The 14,664-nt window shown below is 74.3% G+C and carries 14 protein-coding genes; 6 read left to right on the top strand and 8 right to left on the bottom strand.

Features of this window, described 5'->3' with window-relative positions; genetic code table 11:
* The first annotated feature begins 439 nt into the window (after positions 1 to 439).
* Positions 440 to 1,546 (top strand): magnesium and cobalt transport protein CorA, encoded by a 1,107-nt coding sequence (locus tag J7W19_RS21215; RefSeq protein ID WP_004945560.1) that lies wholly within the window; start codon positions 440 to 442, stop codon positions 1,544 to 1,546.
* On the opposite strand, the gene J7W19_RS21210 is transcribed toward J7W19_RS21215, so the two are convergent.
* A complete protein-coding gene (locus tag J7W19_RS21210; protein ID WP_004945563.1) occupies positions 1,524 to 2,426 on the bottom strand; it encodes a DMT family transporter in 903 nt (300 codons plus the stop codon). The two genes, J7W19_RS21215 and J7W19_RS21210, sit on opposite strands and share 23 nt — an antisense overlap.
* A gap of 190 nt (positions 2,427 to 2,616) precedes the next feature.
* Between J7W19_RS21210 and J7W19_RS21205 the strand changes: the two genes are divergently transcribed.
* The gene (locus J7W19_RS21205) at positions 2,617 to 3,120 is read left to right on the top strand and encodes a hypothetical protein (RefSeq protein ID WP_004945565.1); all 504 of its coding nucleotides are present in this window, start codon (positions 2,617 to 2,619) and stop codon (positions 3,118 to 3,120) included.
* 191 nt (positions 3,121 to 3,311) lie between these two features.
* Here the strand turns inward: J7W19_RS21205 and J7W19_RS21200 are convergent, their stop codons facing one another.
* Positions 3,312 to 4,115 (bottom strand): hypothetical protein, encoded by an 804-nt coding sequence (locus J7W19_RS21200; RefSeq protein ID WP_004955703.1) that lies wholly within the window; start codon positions 4,113 to 4,115, stop codon positions 3,312 to 3,314.
* 154 nt (positions 4,116 to 4,269) lie between these two features.
* Between J7W19_RS21200 and J7W19_RS21195 the strand changes: the two genes are divergently transcribed.
* From J7W19_RS21195 to J7W19_RS21185, 3 genes are read left to right on the top strand one after another with little or no spacing between them, the layout of a single operon-like run.
* Positions 4,270 to 5,598, top strand: coding sequence for a magnesium transporter MgtE N-terminal domain-containing protein (locus tag J7W19_RS21195; RefSeq protein ID WP_004955706.1), 1,329 nt, complete (start codon positions 4,270 to 4,272; stop codon positions 5,596 to 5,598).
* A complete protein-coding gene (locus J7W19_RS21190; protein WP_004955709.1) occupies positions 5,588 to 6,163 on the top strand; it encodes a DUF1003 domain-containing protein in 576 nt (191 codons plus the stop codon). Before J7W19_RS21195 ends, J7W19_RS21190 begins: the two co-directional genes overlap by 11 nt.
* A gap of 42 nt (positions 6,164 to 6,205) precedes the next feature.
* Positions 6,206 to 7,363, top strand: coding sequence for an Mrp/NBP35 family ATP-binding protein (locus J7W19_RS21185; protein WP_040892771.1), 1,158 nt, complete (start codon positions 6,206 to 6,208; stop codon positions 7,361 to 7,363).
* Between the two features lie 81 nt (positions 7,364 to 7,444).
* Here the strand turns inward: J7W19_RS21185 and J7W19_RS21180 are convergent, their stop codons facing one another.
* From J7W19_RS21180 to sigE, 5 genes are all read right to left on the bottom strand, one after another.
* Positions 7,445 to 8,227 (bottom strand): hypothetical protein, encoded by a 783-nt coding sequence (locus J7W19_RS21180; RefSeq protein WP_004955717.1) that lies wholly within the window; start codon positions 8,225 to 8,227, stop codon positions 7,445 to 7,447.
* A 115-nt stretch (positions 8,228 to 8,342) separates the two neighbouring features.
* Positions 8,343 to 8,777, bottom strand: coding sequence for a sec-independent translocase (locus J7W19_RS21175; RefSeq protein ID WP_004955721.1), 435 nt, complete (start codon positions 8,775 to 8,777; stop codon positions 8,343 to 8,345).
* A 106-nt stretch (positions 8,778 to 8,883) separates the two neighbouring features.
* Complete coding sequence (locus tag J7W19_RS33845; RefSeq protein ID WP_411848861.1) at positions 8,884 to 10,422, bottom strand: S1C family serine protease; 1,539 nt, start codon at positions 10,420 to 10,422, stop codon at positions 8,884 to 8,886.
* Between the two features lie 1,330 nt (positions 10,423 to 11,752).
* Positions 11,753 to 12,532, bottom strand: coding sequence for a zf-HC2 domain-containing protein (locus tag J7W19_RS21165; RefSeq protein WP_004950291.1), 780 nt, complete (start codon positions 12,530 to 12,532; stop codon positions 11,753 to 11,755).
* Positions 12,529 to 13,302, bottom strand: a complete 774-nt coding sequence (sigE, locus tag J7W19_RS21160; RefSeq protein ID WP_078588176.1) for an RNA polymerase sigma factor SigE — start codon at positions 13,300 to 13,302, stop codon at positions 12,529 to 12,531. The genes J7W19_RS21165 and sigE overlap by 4 nt, the downstream gene beginning before the upstream one ends.
* 143 nt (positions 13,303 to 13,445) lie before the next feature.
* Between sigE and J7W19_RS21155 the strand changes: the two genes are divergently transcribed.
* Positions 13,446 to 14,156, top strand: a complete 711-nt coding sequence (locus J7W19_RS21155) for an O-methyltransferase (protein WP_078588175.1) — start codon at positions 13,446 to 13,448, stop codon at positions 14,154 to 14,156.
* A 245-nt stretch (positions 14,157 to 14,401) separates the two neighbouring features.
* Here J7W19_RS21155 and J7W19_RS21150 read toward each other — a convergent pair whose 3' ends face one another.
* On the bottom strand, positions 14,402 to 14,569 hold the full coding sequence (locus J7W19_RS21150; protein ID WP_004950282.1) for a DUF3117 domain-containing protein: 168 nt from the start codon (positions 14,567 to 14,569) through the stop codon (positions 14,402 to 14,404).
* Positions 14,570 to 14,664: the final 95 nt, after the last annotated feature.

The following is a 14,664-nucleotide window of genomic DNA, read 5'->3' as shown; positions in this document are numbered from 1 at the left end:
TCCCGGGCGCCTGCTAGCCTTGGCCTCTGGTCAGGGAGTTACGTCCGTCCCTCAGCGGGGACCGGCCGGAGGAGGTGGGGCTGCGGTGGATCCTAGTCGACCGTGCAGTACCGACAGTTCTCCCGTCTCTCCGCTCCGGACGCGCGTCCTGTGATCCGTGTGATCTGACGCCTTCCACCGCCGGATTCCCGTACCGGCTGCCGGAAGTCCCTTCGCGCCCGCGGCTCTTGGCGGAAGAACGCTGCCTTACGCCCTCCTGCAAGTCTTCAGCGAAGTTCTCCGCGAACTGCCGCCGTTCTCGCGCGGCGCGCGAAGCGCGGCCCGCTTCGTGGACGTACGCCTGTGTCCGTACCCCGTCTCCACAGGCCCTCACGTCCCCGTTCCGGGCTGTGTTGCCCCCGCGCCCCGACCGGCGGCCGGCCCGTGAATGGAGCCAGCCATGTCGATGATCCGTGACCTGCGCGCCGCCGTCCGCCCCGCCCTGCGCCGCGGCGGGACCCCGTACGAGTACGACGCCACCCGCGACGCGTCCAGCAGCACCGCCGTGGTGGACTGCGCCGTCTACCGCGAGGGGATGCGGGCCAGCGCCCCCTGCGGCCCCGCCGAGGCCATGCGGCGCGTCCGCGCCGAGGGCGGTTTCGCCTGGATCGGCCTGCACGAGCCGACGGAGCAGGAGTTCGCGGGCATCGCGCGCGAGTTCAACCTGCACCCGCTCGCGGTGGAGGACGCCGTCCACGCCCACCAGCGGCCCAAGCTGGAGCGGTACGACGACACCCTGTTCACCGTCTTCAAGACGATCCACTACGTCGAGCACGCCGAACTCACCGCGACCAGCGAGGTGGTGGAGACCGGTGAGGTGATGTGCTTCACCGGCGAGGACTTCATCATCACCGTCCGGCACGGCGGCCAGGGCTCGTTGCGCGCCCTGCGGCACCGGCTGGAGCAGGACCCGCCGCTGCTGGCCAAGGGCCCCTCGGCGGTGCTGCACGCCATCGCCGACCAGGTCGTGGACGGCTACATAGCGGTCGCGGACGCGGTGCAGGACGACATCGACGAGGTCGAGATCGACGTCTTCTCCGCCCCCAGCAAGGGCTCCTCGCGAGGCGGTGACGCGGGCCGGATCTACCAGCTGAAGCGGGAGGTACTGGAGTTCAAGCGGGCGGTGACCCCGCTGATGCGGCCGATGCAGCTGCTGAGCGAGCGGCCGATGCGGCTGGTCGACCCGGACATCCAGAAGTACTTCCGGGACGTCGCCGACCACCTCGCCCGGGTGCACGAGCAGGTGGTGGCCTTCGACGACCTGCTCAACTCGATCCTCCAGGCCAACCTCGCGCAGGCGTCCGTCGCGCAGAACGAGGACATGCGCAAGATCACGTCCTGGGCGGCGATCTTCGCGGTGCCGACGATGATCGCGGGTATCTACGGCATGAACTTCACCCACATGCCGGAGCTGAAGTGGAAGTACGGCTACCCCATGGTCATGATCGTCACCGTCGCGATCTGTGTGTCGATCCACCGCGGCTTCAAGCGGAACGGCTGGCTCTAGCCGGCCGCCGCTCCCCCCGTTCCGCGCGCTCGGCGACGATCACCAGGGCCAGGCCCGCCAGGATCACCGCGAGCGCCGGGTAGGACGCGGCCGGCGGCAGCTGCCCCAGCCAGAGCGCCGCGATCAGCGCCGCGCCCGGGGTCTCCAGCAGGATCGCGGTCGAGGTGACGGACGGACCGAGGCTCTTCACCACCCGGTTGATCAGCGAGTGGCCGAGCAGCTGCGCGGTGACCGTCAGCAGCACCAGCTGCGTCCAGGCCCCGCCGTCGTACGGGCCGAGGGAGGCGCCGGATATCAGGCAGGCCGCGAGCAGGGCGACGGTCGTCGTCGCGTAGCAGACGAGGGTGTACGGGACGGTGGCCACCGTCCGCCGCACCTCCGCGCCCAGCAGGACGTACCCCGCCGCCGCCATGCCGCCCGCCAGCGCGAGGCCGTCCCCGGCCAGGGCGCGCGGCGAACTGGAGAGGTCCACGCCGGTGAGTATCACGACGCCGAGGAAGGCCAGGGCCGTGCCCGCCCACGCCACGGCGGGCTGCCGCCGGCCGCGCAGCCGGAGCAGGATCATCGTCCATATCGGGGTGGTGGTGACCAGCGCGGTCGAAGAGGCGACCGAGGTCATGCCGAGGCTCGGCAGCCACACGCCGAAGTGCAGCGCGAGCAGGGCCCCGGCGGCGACGGACAGCAGCACCGCCCGGCGGTTCATGGCGCGCAGCGCGGCGCGGTGCCGCAGCAGGGCGACCGGGGTGAGCACGCTCACCGCCATGGCGTTGCGCCAGAAGGCGATGGCGAGCGCGGGGACGGCCGTGATGTGGGCGATCAGCGGCGCGGACAGGGCGAGCCCGGCGACGGCGACCAGCAGCAGGACCAGGTCGAGGGACATCAGGGACGCTGCCGCCCGCGCGGTGGCGGGCCGCGCCGCAGGAAGCGGTGTCGTGTCGACCGCGGTGGGGGCCGACCGCTCGGTGCAGGAATCGCTCACGCCCCAAGCCTAGGCCGCAACATCGCTCAGGGTAACCGTCATTATCGGCGCACGGAGGGACGAACCGGCGCGTGGCCCTAGAGTTGGGCGCATGACGGAGACGCGGGCGCTGATCGAAGAGGCTGCCAAGAAGTCGGGCCTGATCTGGGTGCAGGGCCCCACCGGGCCCAGCCGGGCCCTGTGGCACGTCTGGCACGAGGGCGCGGCCCTCGTCGTCGGCGGCCCCGGCGAGCAGCCGCTCGACGGCCTCGGCCTGGTCGACGGCGGCACCGCCTCGGTGACGGTCCGCAGCAAGGACAAGGGCGGCCGGCTCGTCGAATGGACCGCCGCGGTCACCGAACTCGCCCCCGACGGCGAGGAGTGGACCGCCGCGGTCGGCGAACTCAAGGGCAAGCGGCTGAACGCGCCGGACGCGGAGACGATCGCCGAGCGGTGGGCGCGGGAGTGCCGGGTGCTCCGCCTGCTCCCCACGGGGGCGACCGCTTCCCTCCCCGACGGTTCGCTCGCGGCCGTGCCGCTGCCCACTCCCGCCACCACGCGGCGGGCGATGCCGGCGGGGTTGCCGCGGCTGCTGCGGCGGGGGCGCCGCGGCTGAGGCCCCTGCGGGGGGCTTTGCCCCGGTCCCGCCCTTTCACCGTTTCTTGCGGGGGCCAGCCCCCGCACCCCCGAGCGCCGGACGGGCTGATATTCAGCCCGTCCGGCGCTTGAGGGCGAGCGGCGAAGCCGCGAAAAGCGGGGTCTGGGGCGCAGCCCCAGGAAACGGCGAAAGGGCGGGACCGGGGCACCTCACCCCCCGGCAGGCAGCCGCTTCCCGTAATCCAGCGTCTGCCCCTTCTCCGGCACCCGCAGCGGGAACTCCTTCCCCCACTCCGCGAAGTCCACCTCCCCCGCGCCCCCCGCCCGGCGGAGGCGCAACGGATACGGCGTCCCGTCGAGGGAGACGTCCAGGACGCCGCCGGAACCCTGCGCGTCACCCGCCGTGAGGCGGATGGAGCGTGTGCTCCCGACCGTTCCGTGGTCCCCGCGGAGGAGCTTGCCGTGGAGGCCGAGGAGGCCGTCGAGCAGGGTGTTCTTGTCGGTGAAGCCGCGCAGTTGCCGGTAGGCGGGGTCGCCGGAGGGGACCTTGACGTACTTGCCGTTGAGTTTCTGGGCCGCCGTCACGAGGTCGCCCTTGCCCTTCTTGCCGGAGGCCCCGGCACCCGGCGCCGGGACCGGGTCCGCGCCGCCGCCGGGGCGGGCGCCCGTTCCGCCGCGGGCCCAGAACGCCGCGTCCCCCTTGACGAACAGCTCCTCGCCGACGCGCAGCAGTTCGAAGGCGACGTCCCCGGAGGTGACCTTGCCGCTGCCGCCGTCCTGTTTCAGCCGGACGTCGATCCGGTAGGTGCGGCCCTGGCTGACGACGTTGCCGGACAGGTGGACGGCGCCGGCGCCGCGGGCGGCGTCCCGGGCCCGCTCCTGGATCGCCGCCGCCTTGAGCTTGCCCACGCCGTTGGTGCCCGCGTCCGGGTCCTCCTCGCCTCCGCAGGCCACCAGGCCCATGGACAGCCCCACGCACAGGGCCCCCACGAGAGCCGCGTTCCGGGTTCGCACCTGCTCCTGCCTCCTGTCAGCGCCGGATACGGCAGCGTACTCGCGCCCCTCGCGTCCCGGACCCCTCCCCCGGCGCGGAGCGGCACGGCGCGGCCGGTCACGTTAGCCTGAACCGGACAGCGGCCGGGGGCGGCCGGTGGAGGAGGTGTGCGGCGTGGCGGCGAGCGTCCGCGTGTTCGTGTCGCACCTGTCCGGCGTGGCCGTCTTCGACCCGAACGGCGACCGGGTCGGCCGGGTCCGCGACGTGGTGGCGATGCTCCGGGTCGGCGCCCGCCCGCCGCGCGTGCTGGGGCTGGTCGTCGAGGTCGTCAGCCGGCGCGTCATCTTCCTGCCGATGACCCGGGTGACGGGCGTGGAGTCCGGCCAGGTCGTCACCACCGGCGTCGTCAACATGCGGCGCTTCGAACAGCGTCCCACCGAGACCCTGGTCCTGGGCGAGCTGCTGGACCGCCGGGTGCGGCTCGTCGCCACCGGGGACGAGGTCACCGTCCTCGACGTGTCGATCACCCAGCTCCACGCCCGCCGCGAGTGGGAGATCGACAAGGTCTTCGTCCGCCGGGGCAAGGGCGGGGCGCTGCGCCGGAAGGGGGAGACCCTGACCGTCGAGTGGTCGGCCGTCAGCGGCTTCTCCCTGGAGGAGCACGGGCAGGGCGCCGCCAGCCTGCTGGCCACCTTCGAGCAGCTGCGCCCCGCCGACCTCGCCAGCGTCCTGCACCACCTGTCCCCCAAACGGCGCGCCGAGGTGGCCGCCGCCCTCGACGACGACCGGCTCGCGGACGTCCTGGAGGAGCTGCCGGAGGACGACCAGATCGAGATCCTCGGCAAGCTGAAGGAGGAGCGCGCGGCCGACGTCCTGGAGGCGATGGACCCCGACGACGCCGCCGACCTGCTCTCCGAGCTGCCCGAGGAGGACAAGGAGCGGCTGCTCACCCTGATGCAGCCGGGGGACGCGGCGGACGTGCGCCGGCTGCTGGCGTACGAGGAGCGGACGGCGGGCGGTCTGATGACGACCGAGCCGATCGTGCTGCGGCCGGACGCCACCGTCGCGGACGCCCTCGCCCGGGTCCGCAACCCCGACCTCTCCCCCGCGCTCGCCGCGCAGGTGTACGTCTGCCGGCCGCCCGACGAGACGCCCACCGGCAAGTACCTGGGGACCGTCCACTTCCAGCGGCTGCTGCGCGACCCGCCGTTCACGCTCGTCGGCTCGATCACCGACACGGATCTGCGCCCGCTGCCGCCGGACACCCCGCTGCCCGCCGTGACCAGCTACCTGGCGACGTACAACATGGTGGCGGCGCCCGTGGTGGACGCCGGCGGCTCGCTGCTGGGCGCGGTCACCGTGGACGACGTGCTGGACCATCTGCTGCCGGACGACTGGCGGGAGACGGAACTGCACCAGGGGGCCCTGGGTATGAGCGCGATGGAGGAGACGGACGCGTCGGGCGGAACGAACGAGCCGGGGGAGGCGAGGGATGGGAAGTGACCGGGGCCGTGAGCACGGTCCGTCGCGCGAGCGGGCGAAGGAACGATCCGCCGCCGCTCCCGCGGCCCAGCGCGTCCGGCTGGACCAGCCGCAGCAGAAGCGGCGCCGCTGGCTGCCGGAGTACGACCCGGAGGCGTTCGGCCGGACCTCGGAGGAGATCGCCCGCTTCCTGGGCACCGGCCGGTTCATCGTCTGGATGTCGGTCGTCATCGTGCTGTGGGTGGTGTGGAACACCACCGCCCCCGGCCATCTGCGCTTCGACCGCTACCCGTTCATCTTCCTCACCCTGATGCTCTCCCTCCAGGCGTCCTACGCCGCCCCGCTGATCCTGCTGGCGCAGAACCGGCAGGACGACCGCGACCGCGTCAACCTCGAACAGGACCGGGAGCAGAACGAGCGGTCCATCGCCGACACCGAGTACCTGACGCGGGAGATCGCCGCGCTGCGGATGGGGCTCGGCGAGGTGGCGACGCGGGACTGGATCCGCTCGGAGTTCCAGGACCTGATCAAGGAGCTGGAACAGCGCCGGGTATTCCCGGAGGAGAGTGAGGAACGCGACCGCTGACGGCCTTACCCCGCTGTCGGTGGTCCGCCGTACCATCAGGACATGGCTACCGAGACCCCTGTCACCGTCCCCGCCGAAGAGGCGGTGCGCGCCGCGCTCGCGACGGTGAACGACCCCGAGATCCACCGGCCCATCACCGACCTGGGCATGGTGAAATCCGTCGACATCGCGGCGGACGGCTCGGTCGCGGTGGCGGTCTACCTGACGGTGGCCGGCTGCCCGATGCGGGAGACGATCACGGAGAACGTGCGTACGGCGGTCGCGGGTGTGGCGGGTGTCACCAGTGTGACGGTCGAGCTGGACGTGATGGGCGACGAGCAGCGGCGCGAGCTGGCCGCCACGCTGCGCGGCGGGGTCGCGGAGCGCGAGGTGCCGTTCGCCAAGCCCGGCTCGCTGACCCGGGTCTACGCGGTGGCGTCCGGCAAGGGCGGCGTCGGCAAGTCCTCCGTGACGGTCAACCTGGCGGCGGCGATGGCGGCCGACGGGCTGAAGGTCGGCGTCGTGGACGCGGACATCTACGGCCACTCCGTCCCGCGCATGCTGGGCGCCGAGGGCCGCCCCACCCAGGTCGAGAACATGATCATGCCGCCGTCGGCGAACGGTGTGAAGGTCATCTCCATCGGCATGTTCACGCCCGGCAACGCACCGGTCGTCTGGCGCGGCCCGATGCTGCACCGCGCGCTCCAGCAGTTCCTCGCCGACGTCTACTGGGGCGACCTCGACGTCCTCCTCCTCGACCTGCCGCCGGGCACCGGCGACATCGCCATCTCGGTCGCCCAGCTGGTGCCCAACGCGGAGATCCTGGTGGTGACGACGCCTCAGCAGGCCGCCGCCGAGGTCGCCGAGCGGGCCGGTTCCATCGCCGTCCAGACCCATCAGAAGATCGTCGGCGTCGTGGAGAACATGTCCGGGCTGCCCTGTCCGCACTGCGACGAGATGGTCGACGTCTTCGGCACCGGCGGCGGGCAGCTCGTCGCCGACGGCCTCACCCGCACCACCGGTGCCACCGTTCCCGTGCTGGGCTCGATCCCGATCGACGTCCGGCTGCGCGAGGGCGGCGACGAGGGCAAGCCCGTCGTCCTGTCCGACCCCGACTCGCCGGCCGGCAGCGCGCTGCGCGCCATCGCGGGCAAGCTGGGCGGGCGGCAGCGGGGGCTGTCGGGGCTGTCGCTGGGGATCACGCCGCGCAACAAGTTCTGAGCGGCGGCTCCTTCGCGGGCGGGCCGGCGGGCGGTCGGGGCGGGTGCGGGCGCCCGCCCGGACGGCGGTCCGTACCGGGCCTCAGTCCGTGTACGACGCGATGTCCTCGATGACCGCGAAGCCCATGCCGTAGGCGCTCATCCCGCGCCCGTACGCGCCGATGTGCACCCCGCCGGCGCAGCCCCCGGTTCCGCAGGAGCCGCCGTCGCCACCGTGGCCGCAGGCGTGCGGGGCGGAGCCGGCGAGGACCCAGCCGTACTCGGACTCGCGGTAGCGGAAGTCGGCGGAGACCCCGTCGACCGGCAGCGAGAGCGTGGTCCAGGGGGCCTCGTCCAGGTGGTCGGCCAGCTCCCAGGCGAGGGCCGTCTGCTGGTCGAGCCAGTTCTGCCGCAGGGCCCGCTCCATGCGGGCGGGCCAGGTGCAGGCGAGGAGACCGGCGCCGGCGAGCCAGGCCGCCGAGGAGACGGAGGTGGCCTCCAGCACGCCCGTGCCGTCGGCGCTGCGGCGCACCGGGCGGCTGGCGACGGTCACGACGACCGCGAAGCGCTGTCCGTCGGAGAGGGTGCCGGCCTTGTCGAACCGGTCGGGTTTGGTGGGCCGCCCGGGGCGTCCCGAGCGCAGTGTGGGCTCCGCGCCGTGGCCCGTCGCGCCGTGCTCCACCGTGCCGTCGGCGGCCGTGCCGACCTGCAGCAGCCAGCGCCGTCCGGTGAACGTGGCGTCCAGCCCGTACCAGGGGAACGCCGCCTGGAGGTAGCCGTCGAGCGGTCGCCGGTCGCCGGGTGCCCGCTCCGGCTCGTCCGGTCCCCCGGGGAGGGCCTCCCCGGCGGGCGCTCCGGCCGTCACTGCCCGACTGGTGGTCTCCATCTGCGCGGCGCCTCCTCGTTGCCCCGTCGTGCCCGGCCTGCCGCTCCGGCGAGCGCCGTCGACCCGGACAAGGGGAGGATAGCCACCCGCGTCAATGGGGCACCGCAGGCGTGGCTCAGGTGGCGTCGGAGTCGAACGGAGGTCGCTCGCCCGGCTGGATGGGCCCCTTCTTGAGCAGGTCCGGCTTCTTGACCAGGTCCGGGCCGCCGGAGGAGTGCGGGGCGGCCGGCTCGGGGTCGGTGACCCCGGACAGCTCGGACATCTCCGAGCGGAAGTCGAAGCCGTTGCGGATCTCCTTCAGCCCGAGCTCGTCCTTGTCGAGGACGTGCTTGCGGACGAAGGTGCGCGGGTTGAGGTCCTCGAACTCGAAGTCCTTGAACTCGGGCCCCAACTCGGACCGGATGTCCTCCTTGGCGCTCTCCGAGAACTGCCGCAGCTTGCGCAGGGTGCGCGACACGTCCTGGATCATCTTCGGCAGTTTGTCCGGACCGAAAATGAGCAGAGCGAGGACGACGAGCGCGATCAGCTCGGGAAGTCCTATGTCGAGCACCTGCAGCTCCTTGATGCGTGGGCGGCCCAGGGGTTCAGGCCGCCTCTCACGGTACCTGGCCCGGCGGGCACCGCGGGAGACGGCCGGGCCAACATCGGGCCAAGGGTCAGCTCGAACTGGCCGTCCCGAGGGTCATCCGGACCGTCCGCTCCTTGCCGTCGCGCTCGACGGTGAGGGTGAGGCGGTCGCCCGGACGGTGGCTGCGGATCTTGACGATGAGTTCCTGACCACTGCGGACGGGCACGTCGTCGACCTTTTTGATGACGTCGCCGGGCGCGATGCCCGCCTTGTCGGCCGGGCCGCCCGGGGTCACGGGGGTGCCGTTGCCGCCCTTGGGGTTCACCCGGGCGCCGTCACCCTGGTACTCCATGTCGAGTGACACACCTATCACCGGGTGGGTGGCCCGGCCGGTGTTGATCAGCTCCTCGGCGACCCGCTTGGCCTGGTTGATCGGGATGGCGAAGCCGAGACCTATGCTCCCGCCCTGGCCGCCCGACTCCGACGAGCCGCCGGCCGAGCGGATGGCGCTGTTGATGCCGATGACCCGGCCGCGGGAGTCCACGAGGGGGCCACCGGAGTTGCCCGGGTTGATCGGGGCGTCCGTCTGGAGGGCGTCGACGTAGCTGACGTCGGTGCCGTCCCCCTTCTTGCCGCCGGCGGTGATCGGGCGCGCCTTGGCGCTGATGATGCCGGTGGTGACGGTGCCGGCCAGGTCGAAGGGGGCGCCGATGGCGACGACCGAGTCGCCGACGTGCACCGAGTCCGAGTTGCCCAGCGGCAGCGGGGTGAGCCCGGAGACGCCCTTGACCTTGACGACGGCCAGGTCGTAGCCGCTGTCCCGGCCGACGACGGTGGCCTTGGCGGTCTGGCCGCCGTTGAACGTCACCTGTATCTCGCCGCCGCTGCCGGCGGGCTCGACGACGTGGTTGTTGGTGAGGATGTGGCCCTTGCCGTCCAGGACGAAGCCGGTGCCGGTGCCCTGGCCGCCGCTGCCGCGCACATGCAGGGTGACGACGCCGGGCAGGGCGCGGGCGGCGATACCCGCGATGCTTCCCGGGTCGCGGTCGGACTTGTCGGCGGGCGCCTGGGGCAGCGTCACCCGGTGCCCCGGGCCGCCGTCCCGCTCCAGCCACGCCCCGATCCCGCCGCCGATCCCACCGGCCACGAGTGCCACGACGAGCGCGCCGGCGACCAGCCGGGACCGGCTGACCGGCTTCCCGGCCGCCGTCCCCTCCGGCGGTCGGCTCCCGGCAGCGCCGCCGGCCCACGGGTCGTACTGCCAGGGCCCGACGGGCCCCGCCGGCGCTCCGGGCCCGTACCCGAGGGGGGCGGGCGCGGGGGCGTACGGGTGTGGCGCGGCGGGGGCGCCGCCCTGGGCGGGCCCAGGCGGATGCGGCACACCCCCGCCGGGCTGCTGCCCGGCAGCGGCCTCGGCGGCCACCGGGGCGTACGGGTGCGGATACCGCGCCTCCCCGCCGACCTGCGGGCCGGCACCCTGCTGGCCCGGGACGGACGCCTGCTCGCCCGGCGCGGGCGCGGCCGAACGCCGCGCGTCACTGCCGCCCCACGCGTCCACATCCGGCGCGTCCCCGGAGGGACGGCCCCGGTCGGCCGACGGCTGCCCGCCGGACGCGGGTTCGGTCACGTGGCCCGCCGTGGTGGTCGTGTGAGGGTCGTCGTTCGCCGACGAGGAGGGCGCGGGGGCGCCTTCCACGGGACGGGAGGGCCGCGCACCGGGGGCGGACCGGTCCGGCGCCTGGGGGGCCGCGGTGGACGGCTCCGAGGCGCCCGGCACGGTTCCGGCCGGGCCGGGTGCCGTCGGGGCGGGCGAGGCCGGTTCGGCCGGGATGTGCGGCAGCTGAGCCGCGGCGGACCGGCCGGCCGCGCCGGTCGCCGGGTCGGGCTCGGACACGTCCGTCGCCGGCGCGGAACGGTGCCGCGCACCGTCCCCGGGCAGGCTCGCGGCTCGCTCGGGCCTGGCGGGCGGCCTCAGGGCGTACGAGTCGGGCGCGCCGGAGCTGGGCTCGGACGGGCGGTCCGCCGGGGCGGGGGCAGCCGGGGCGTCGCCCGACGGCGCCGCGACGGCGGCCGGACGGCCGGGTACGGCGGGGGCCTGCGGGGCGGAGGCGGACGGCGGCGTTCGGTCGTCGGGCGCGCCGGAGCTGGGCTCGGACGGGCGGTCCGCCGGGGCGGGGGCAGCCGGGACGTCGCCCGACGGCGCCGCGACGGCGGCCGGACGGCCGGGTACGGCGGGGGCCTGCGGGGCGGAGGCGGACGGCGGCGTTCGGTCGTCGGGCGCGGCGGGGCCGGACTCGTACGAGCGGTCCTCCGGGGTGGTGCCCGGAGGCGGGGAGGCAGGCATGGGCGGGTTCTCGTTCGTGCCCGGGGTGGGCGCGGGGGCCGGCGGGCGGGTGGCGGGGGGTCCGGTCGGGCCGGGGGCCGCCGGGGAGTGGGAGGCGTCCTGGCTCGGGGCCGGGGCGGCCGAGGAAGGCTGTGACGCGGGTCGCGCGGGCTGGGGCGCGGCGTAGCCCGGGGGCACGGCGTCCTGCGGCGCGCCCGCCGGGTAGCCCGCGGGCGGCACCGCGATGCCTGCCGGGGGCGTGCACCGGGCCTGGGGCTGGCCGTCGAGGGTCGAGTACGGCCAGGCGGCCGTGGCCGGGGGCGGGGTGGCGCCCGTGGGGTGCTGGACCGGCGGGGCCGGGGCCCAGGGGCCCGGGCGGCCGTAGGGGGGCGTCCCGTACGGGTCCGGGTCGTGCAGCGGCGTGCCGGCTCGCGCCGGGTGCCCGGTCGCGTCCGTCGGGGAGCCGTCCCGGCCGGTCGGCGGCACCGGTGCCTCGCCCGCCTTGCCCTCGTTCATCTCTGCTCCCCCCACGATGCGTCCACGAGCCGTGGCATCCAGCGGGATGCCCGGCCCACCGGCGATTCAACCAGGTGCCGATGGGCGCGAGCAGGGTACCCGGCCTGTCAGGTGCGCATCAGCGGGCGTACCCGGGGTTACCGACCGCCTGCCGGGGCATCCGGAAGGGGACGGCGACGGGCAGGGCGGGCGGTATCACCAGCGCGGCCCGGGTCGCGGGCGGCCGGGCGGCCCCCGCGCGCCCGGAGTCCGGCGCGGGCGGGCGGGGACCGCCCGAGCGGCCCCGGTCCGCCCGGCGGCCCTCACCGGCGCCGCCGGGCGCGGACAGGGCGAGCGGGTTGAGCGGGTGGGACACTCTGGGGTTCTCGGGTCGGGCCCGCGGCGCCTCCACGGCGGTCCGCAGCGGCTCGGCGCCGACCAGGGCGAAGGCGGCTATCGTGACGGCCCCGGCCGCCGCAAAGGCGAACCGCCGGCCGCGCGACGGGCTCCGTCCCACCTCGTGGACGCGGAAGCCGCGGTCACGGGCCGTCAGGGCGCCCGTCGGCAGGAGGGCGAACGCGTCCGCCCGCGGGCCGAGGCCGTCCTCGCGGTCGGTGCCACCGGGGCCGCCGTCCGTCGGCGCCCCCGGCTGACGCGGTCCCGCGGGGCCGTCCGGGCCCATCGCCGGCAGGCTCTGGAGCCGGGCCAGCAGCCCCTCCGAGAGCTGCGGCGGCGCCGCCTCCGCGAACACGCTTTTGAGCCGACGCTGAGCGTCGGCCTCCGCCTTGCAGGTCCAGCAGGTGGCCAGGTGGGCGAGCACCCGCTCCCGCGCATCGTGTCCCAACTCCCCGTCGACCAGGGCCGCGAGGCGGTCGCCGAGATGGATCTCGGCGGGGGACTGACCGCCTGAACCGGTCACGCGATCCCGACCTCCCCACTCAGCCGGGCGCCGGGGGCCGCCCCGGCCAGGGCCCGCTGCTCGGCGCGGGCGGAGGGCGAGCGGTGCCGCAGCGCCTTGCGCAGATGAGAACGGCCACGGTGGATGCGGCTGCGGACGGTGCCGAGCTTCACCCCGAGGGTCGCCGCGATCTCCTCGTAGGAGAGGCCCTCGATGTCGCAGAGGACCACCGCGGCGCGGAACTCGGGCGCCAGCGTGTCCAGCGCCTGCTGTACGTCCGCGTCGAAGTGCGTGTCGTTGAAGTGCTGCTGAGGAGAGGGCTCGCGGCTGGGGAGCCGCTCGGCCGCGTCGTCGCCCAGGGCGTCGAACCGGATGCGCTGGCGGCGGCGGACCATGTCGAGGAACAGGTTGGTGGTGATGCGGTGCAGCCAGCCCTCGAACGTCCCCGGCGTGTACGTGGACAGCGAACGGAAGACCCGGACGAAGACCTCCTGGGTCAGGTCCTCGGCGTCGTGCTGATTCCCCGTCAGACGGTAGGCGAGGCGGTAGACCCGTGCGCTGTGCGTGCTGACGATCTCCTCCCAGGTGGGCGGAGTCCACGCCGGCGCGTCCGCGTCGGTGGCGAACGTCGCGGTCGCGGTCTTGCGGGCGGCGGAACGGTCAGCGGTGTCGGTCACGGATTTCGGCTCCGCGGCGGACCGGCGGAAGCGCCTCAGCACTCCCCGGCGGTCACCGTTCGAAGCCGCACCTCCCCTGTCGGCTCTGGTGGTGTCCAGTGGAGCCCCTACCATATCCACCTCGCCCGTTAGCTCCGGATAAGGAATTTTGACCTGCTTTTGGGATTGGTCCGCGGTCCGGCCCCCCACCCGAGGTCGCCGACCGCCCACTCCCCTCCTCCCGCACCGCCTCACACCCCGTCAACGCATGGTCCCATCTGCGGGTTCCCGACAGCAGCGGATACAGTCACCGTTGCGTCGACACATGGGGACAGGAGAGGGCCATTACCGGCAACCGGCAGACGAGCTGGGCGTTCGCCGATGCGTACGGCGTCGAGCACATCGAGGACCCGGCACTGCTCTGGGCACGCGACCGGGCCCACGAGGCGGGGCTCCGCTCGGTGTCGTCCGGCACCGGCTCCGCGCTGCGCCTGCTGGCCGCCGCGGTGGACGCCAAGGCCGTCGCGGAGATCGGCACCGGCACCGGCGTCTCCGGCCTGCACCTCCTGCACGGCATGCGGCCGGACGGCGTCCTCACCACCGTGGACAGCGATCCCGAGTGCCAGCAGTTCGCCCGGCAGGCGTTCCGCGCCGCCGGCTTCGCGGGCAACCGCGCCCGGTTCATCCCCGGCCGCGCGCTGGAGGTGCTGCCGCGACTGGCGGACGGCGGGTACGACCTGGTGTTCTGCGACGGCGACCGGCTGGAGTACCTCGACTACCTAGCGGAATCGTTGCGCCTGCTGCGCCCCGGCGGGGTGGTCTGCTTCGAGGGCGTCTTCGCGGACGGCCGGACGGTGGACTCGGCCGCCCAGCCGGCGGAGGTGCTGCGGCTGCGCGAACTGCTGAGGGTGGTCCGGGAGTCGGCGGTGCTGCTGCCGTCGCTGCTGCCGGTGGGCGACGGGCTGCTGTGCGCCGCCCGGCGGGGCTGACGGGGCCCTCGGGGTGACCGCCGGTCCGCGCGGCGGTCCGGCGGATCGCACGACGGTCCGGCAGTCCGGCCGGCGGCTCCCCCGACGCGTCGACCGCCGCTTTCCGGCCATCGGCGGTCGGCCGGATCGAGGACCTCCGGAATTCGTCCGGAAACTGTCCGGAATATGAGAAGACCCTGCCCCGACGGCCGGGCGTACCGGCTGCCGGGGCAGGGGAAGTCAGCGAAAGACCCGCGGTCCGGGTGTCAGACGACGACGTTCTTCAGGGCGTCGGCAAGAGCCGCCGCCTCGTCCGGGGTCAGCTCGACGACGAGACGACCGCCGCCTTCGAGCGGAACCCGCATGACGATGCCCCGCCCCTCCTTGGTCACCTCGAGCGGGCCGTCGCCCGTCCGCGGCTTCATGGCCGCCATGCTCGTTCCCCTTCCTGAAACCAGCTCATCGTCAGCCGACGACCCCTCCGAAGGGCACGTGTCACCGGCATCGAACACATTGCTTCCAGGCCATT

Source organism: Streptomyces mobaraensis NBRC 13819 = DSM 40847 (genome assembly GCF_017916255.1).
In the GTDB taxonomy this organism is placed as follows: Bacteria; Actinomycetota; Actinomycetes; order Streptomycetales; family Streptomycetaceae; genus Streptomyces; species Streptomyces mobaraensis.
The sequence above is the reverse complement of the archived record's forward strand: the minus strand, read 5'-3'. Positions and strand labels throughout refer to the sequence as shown.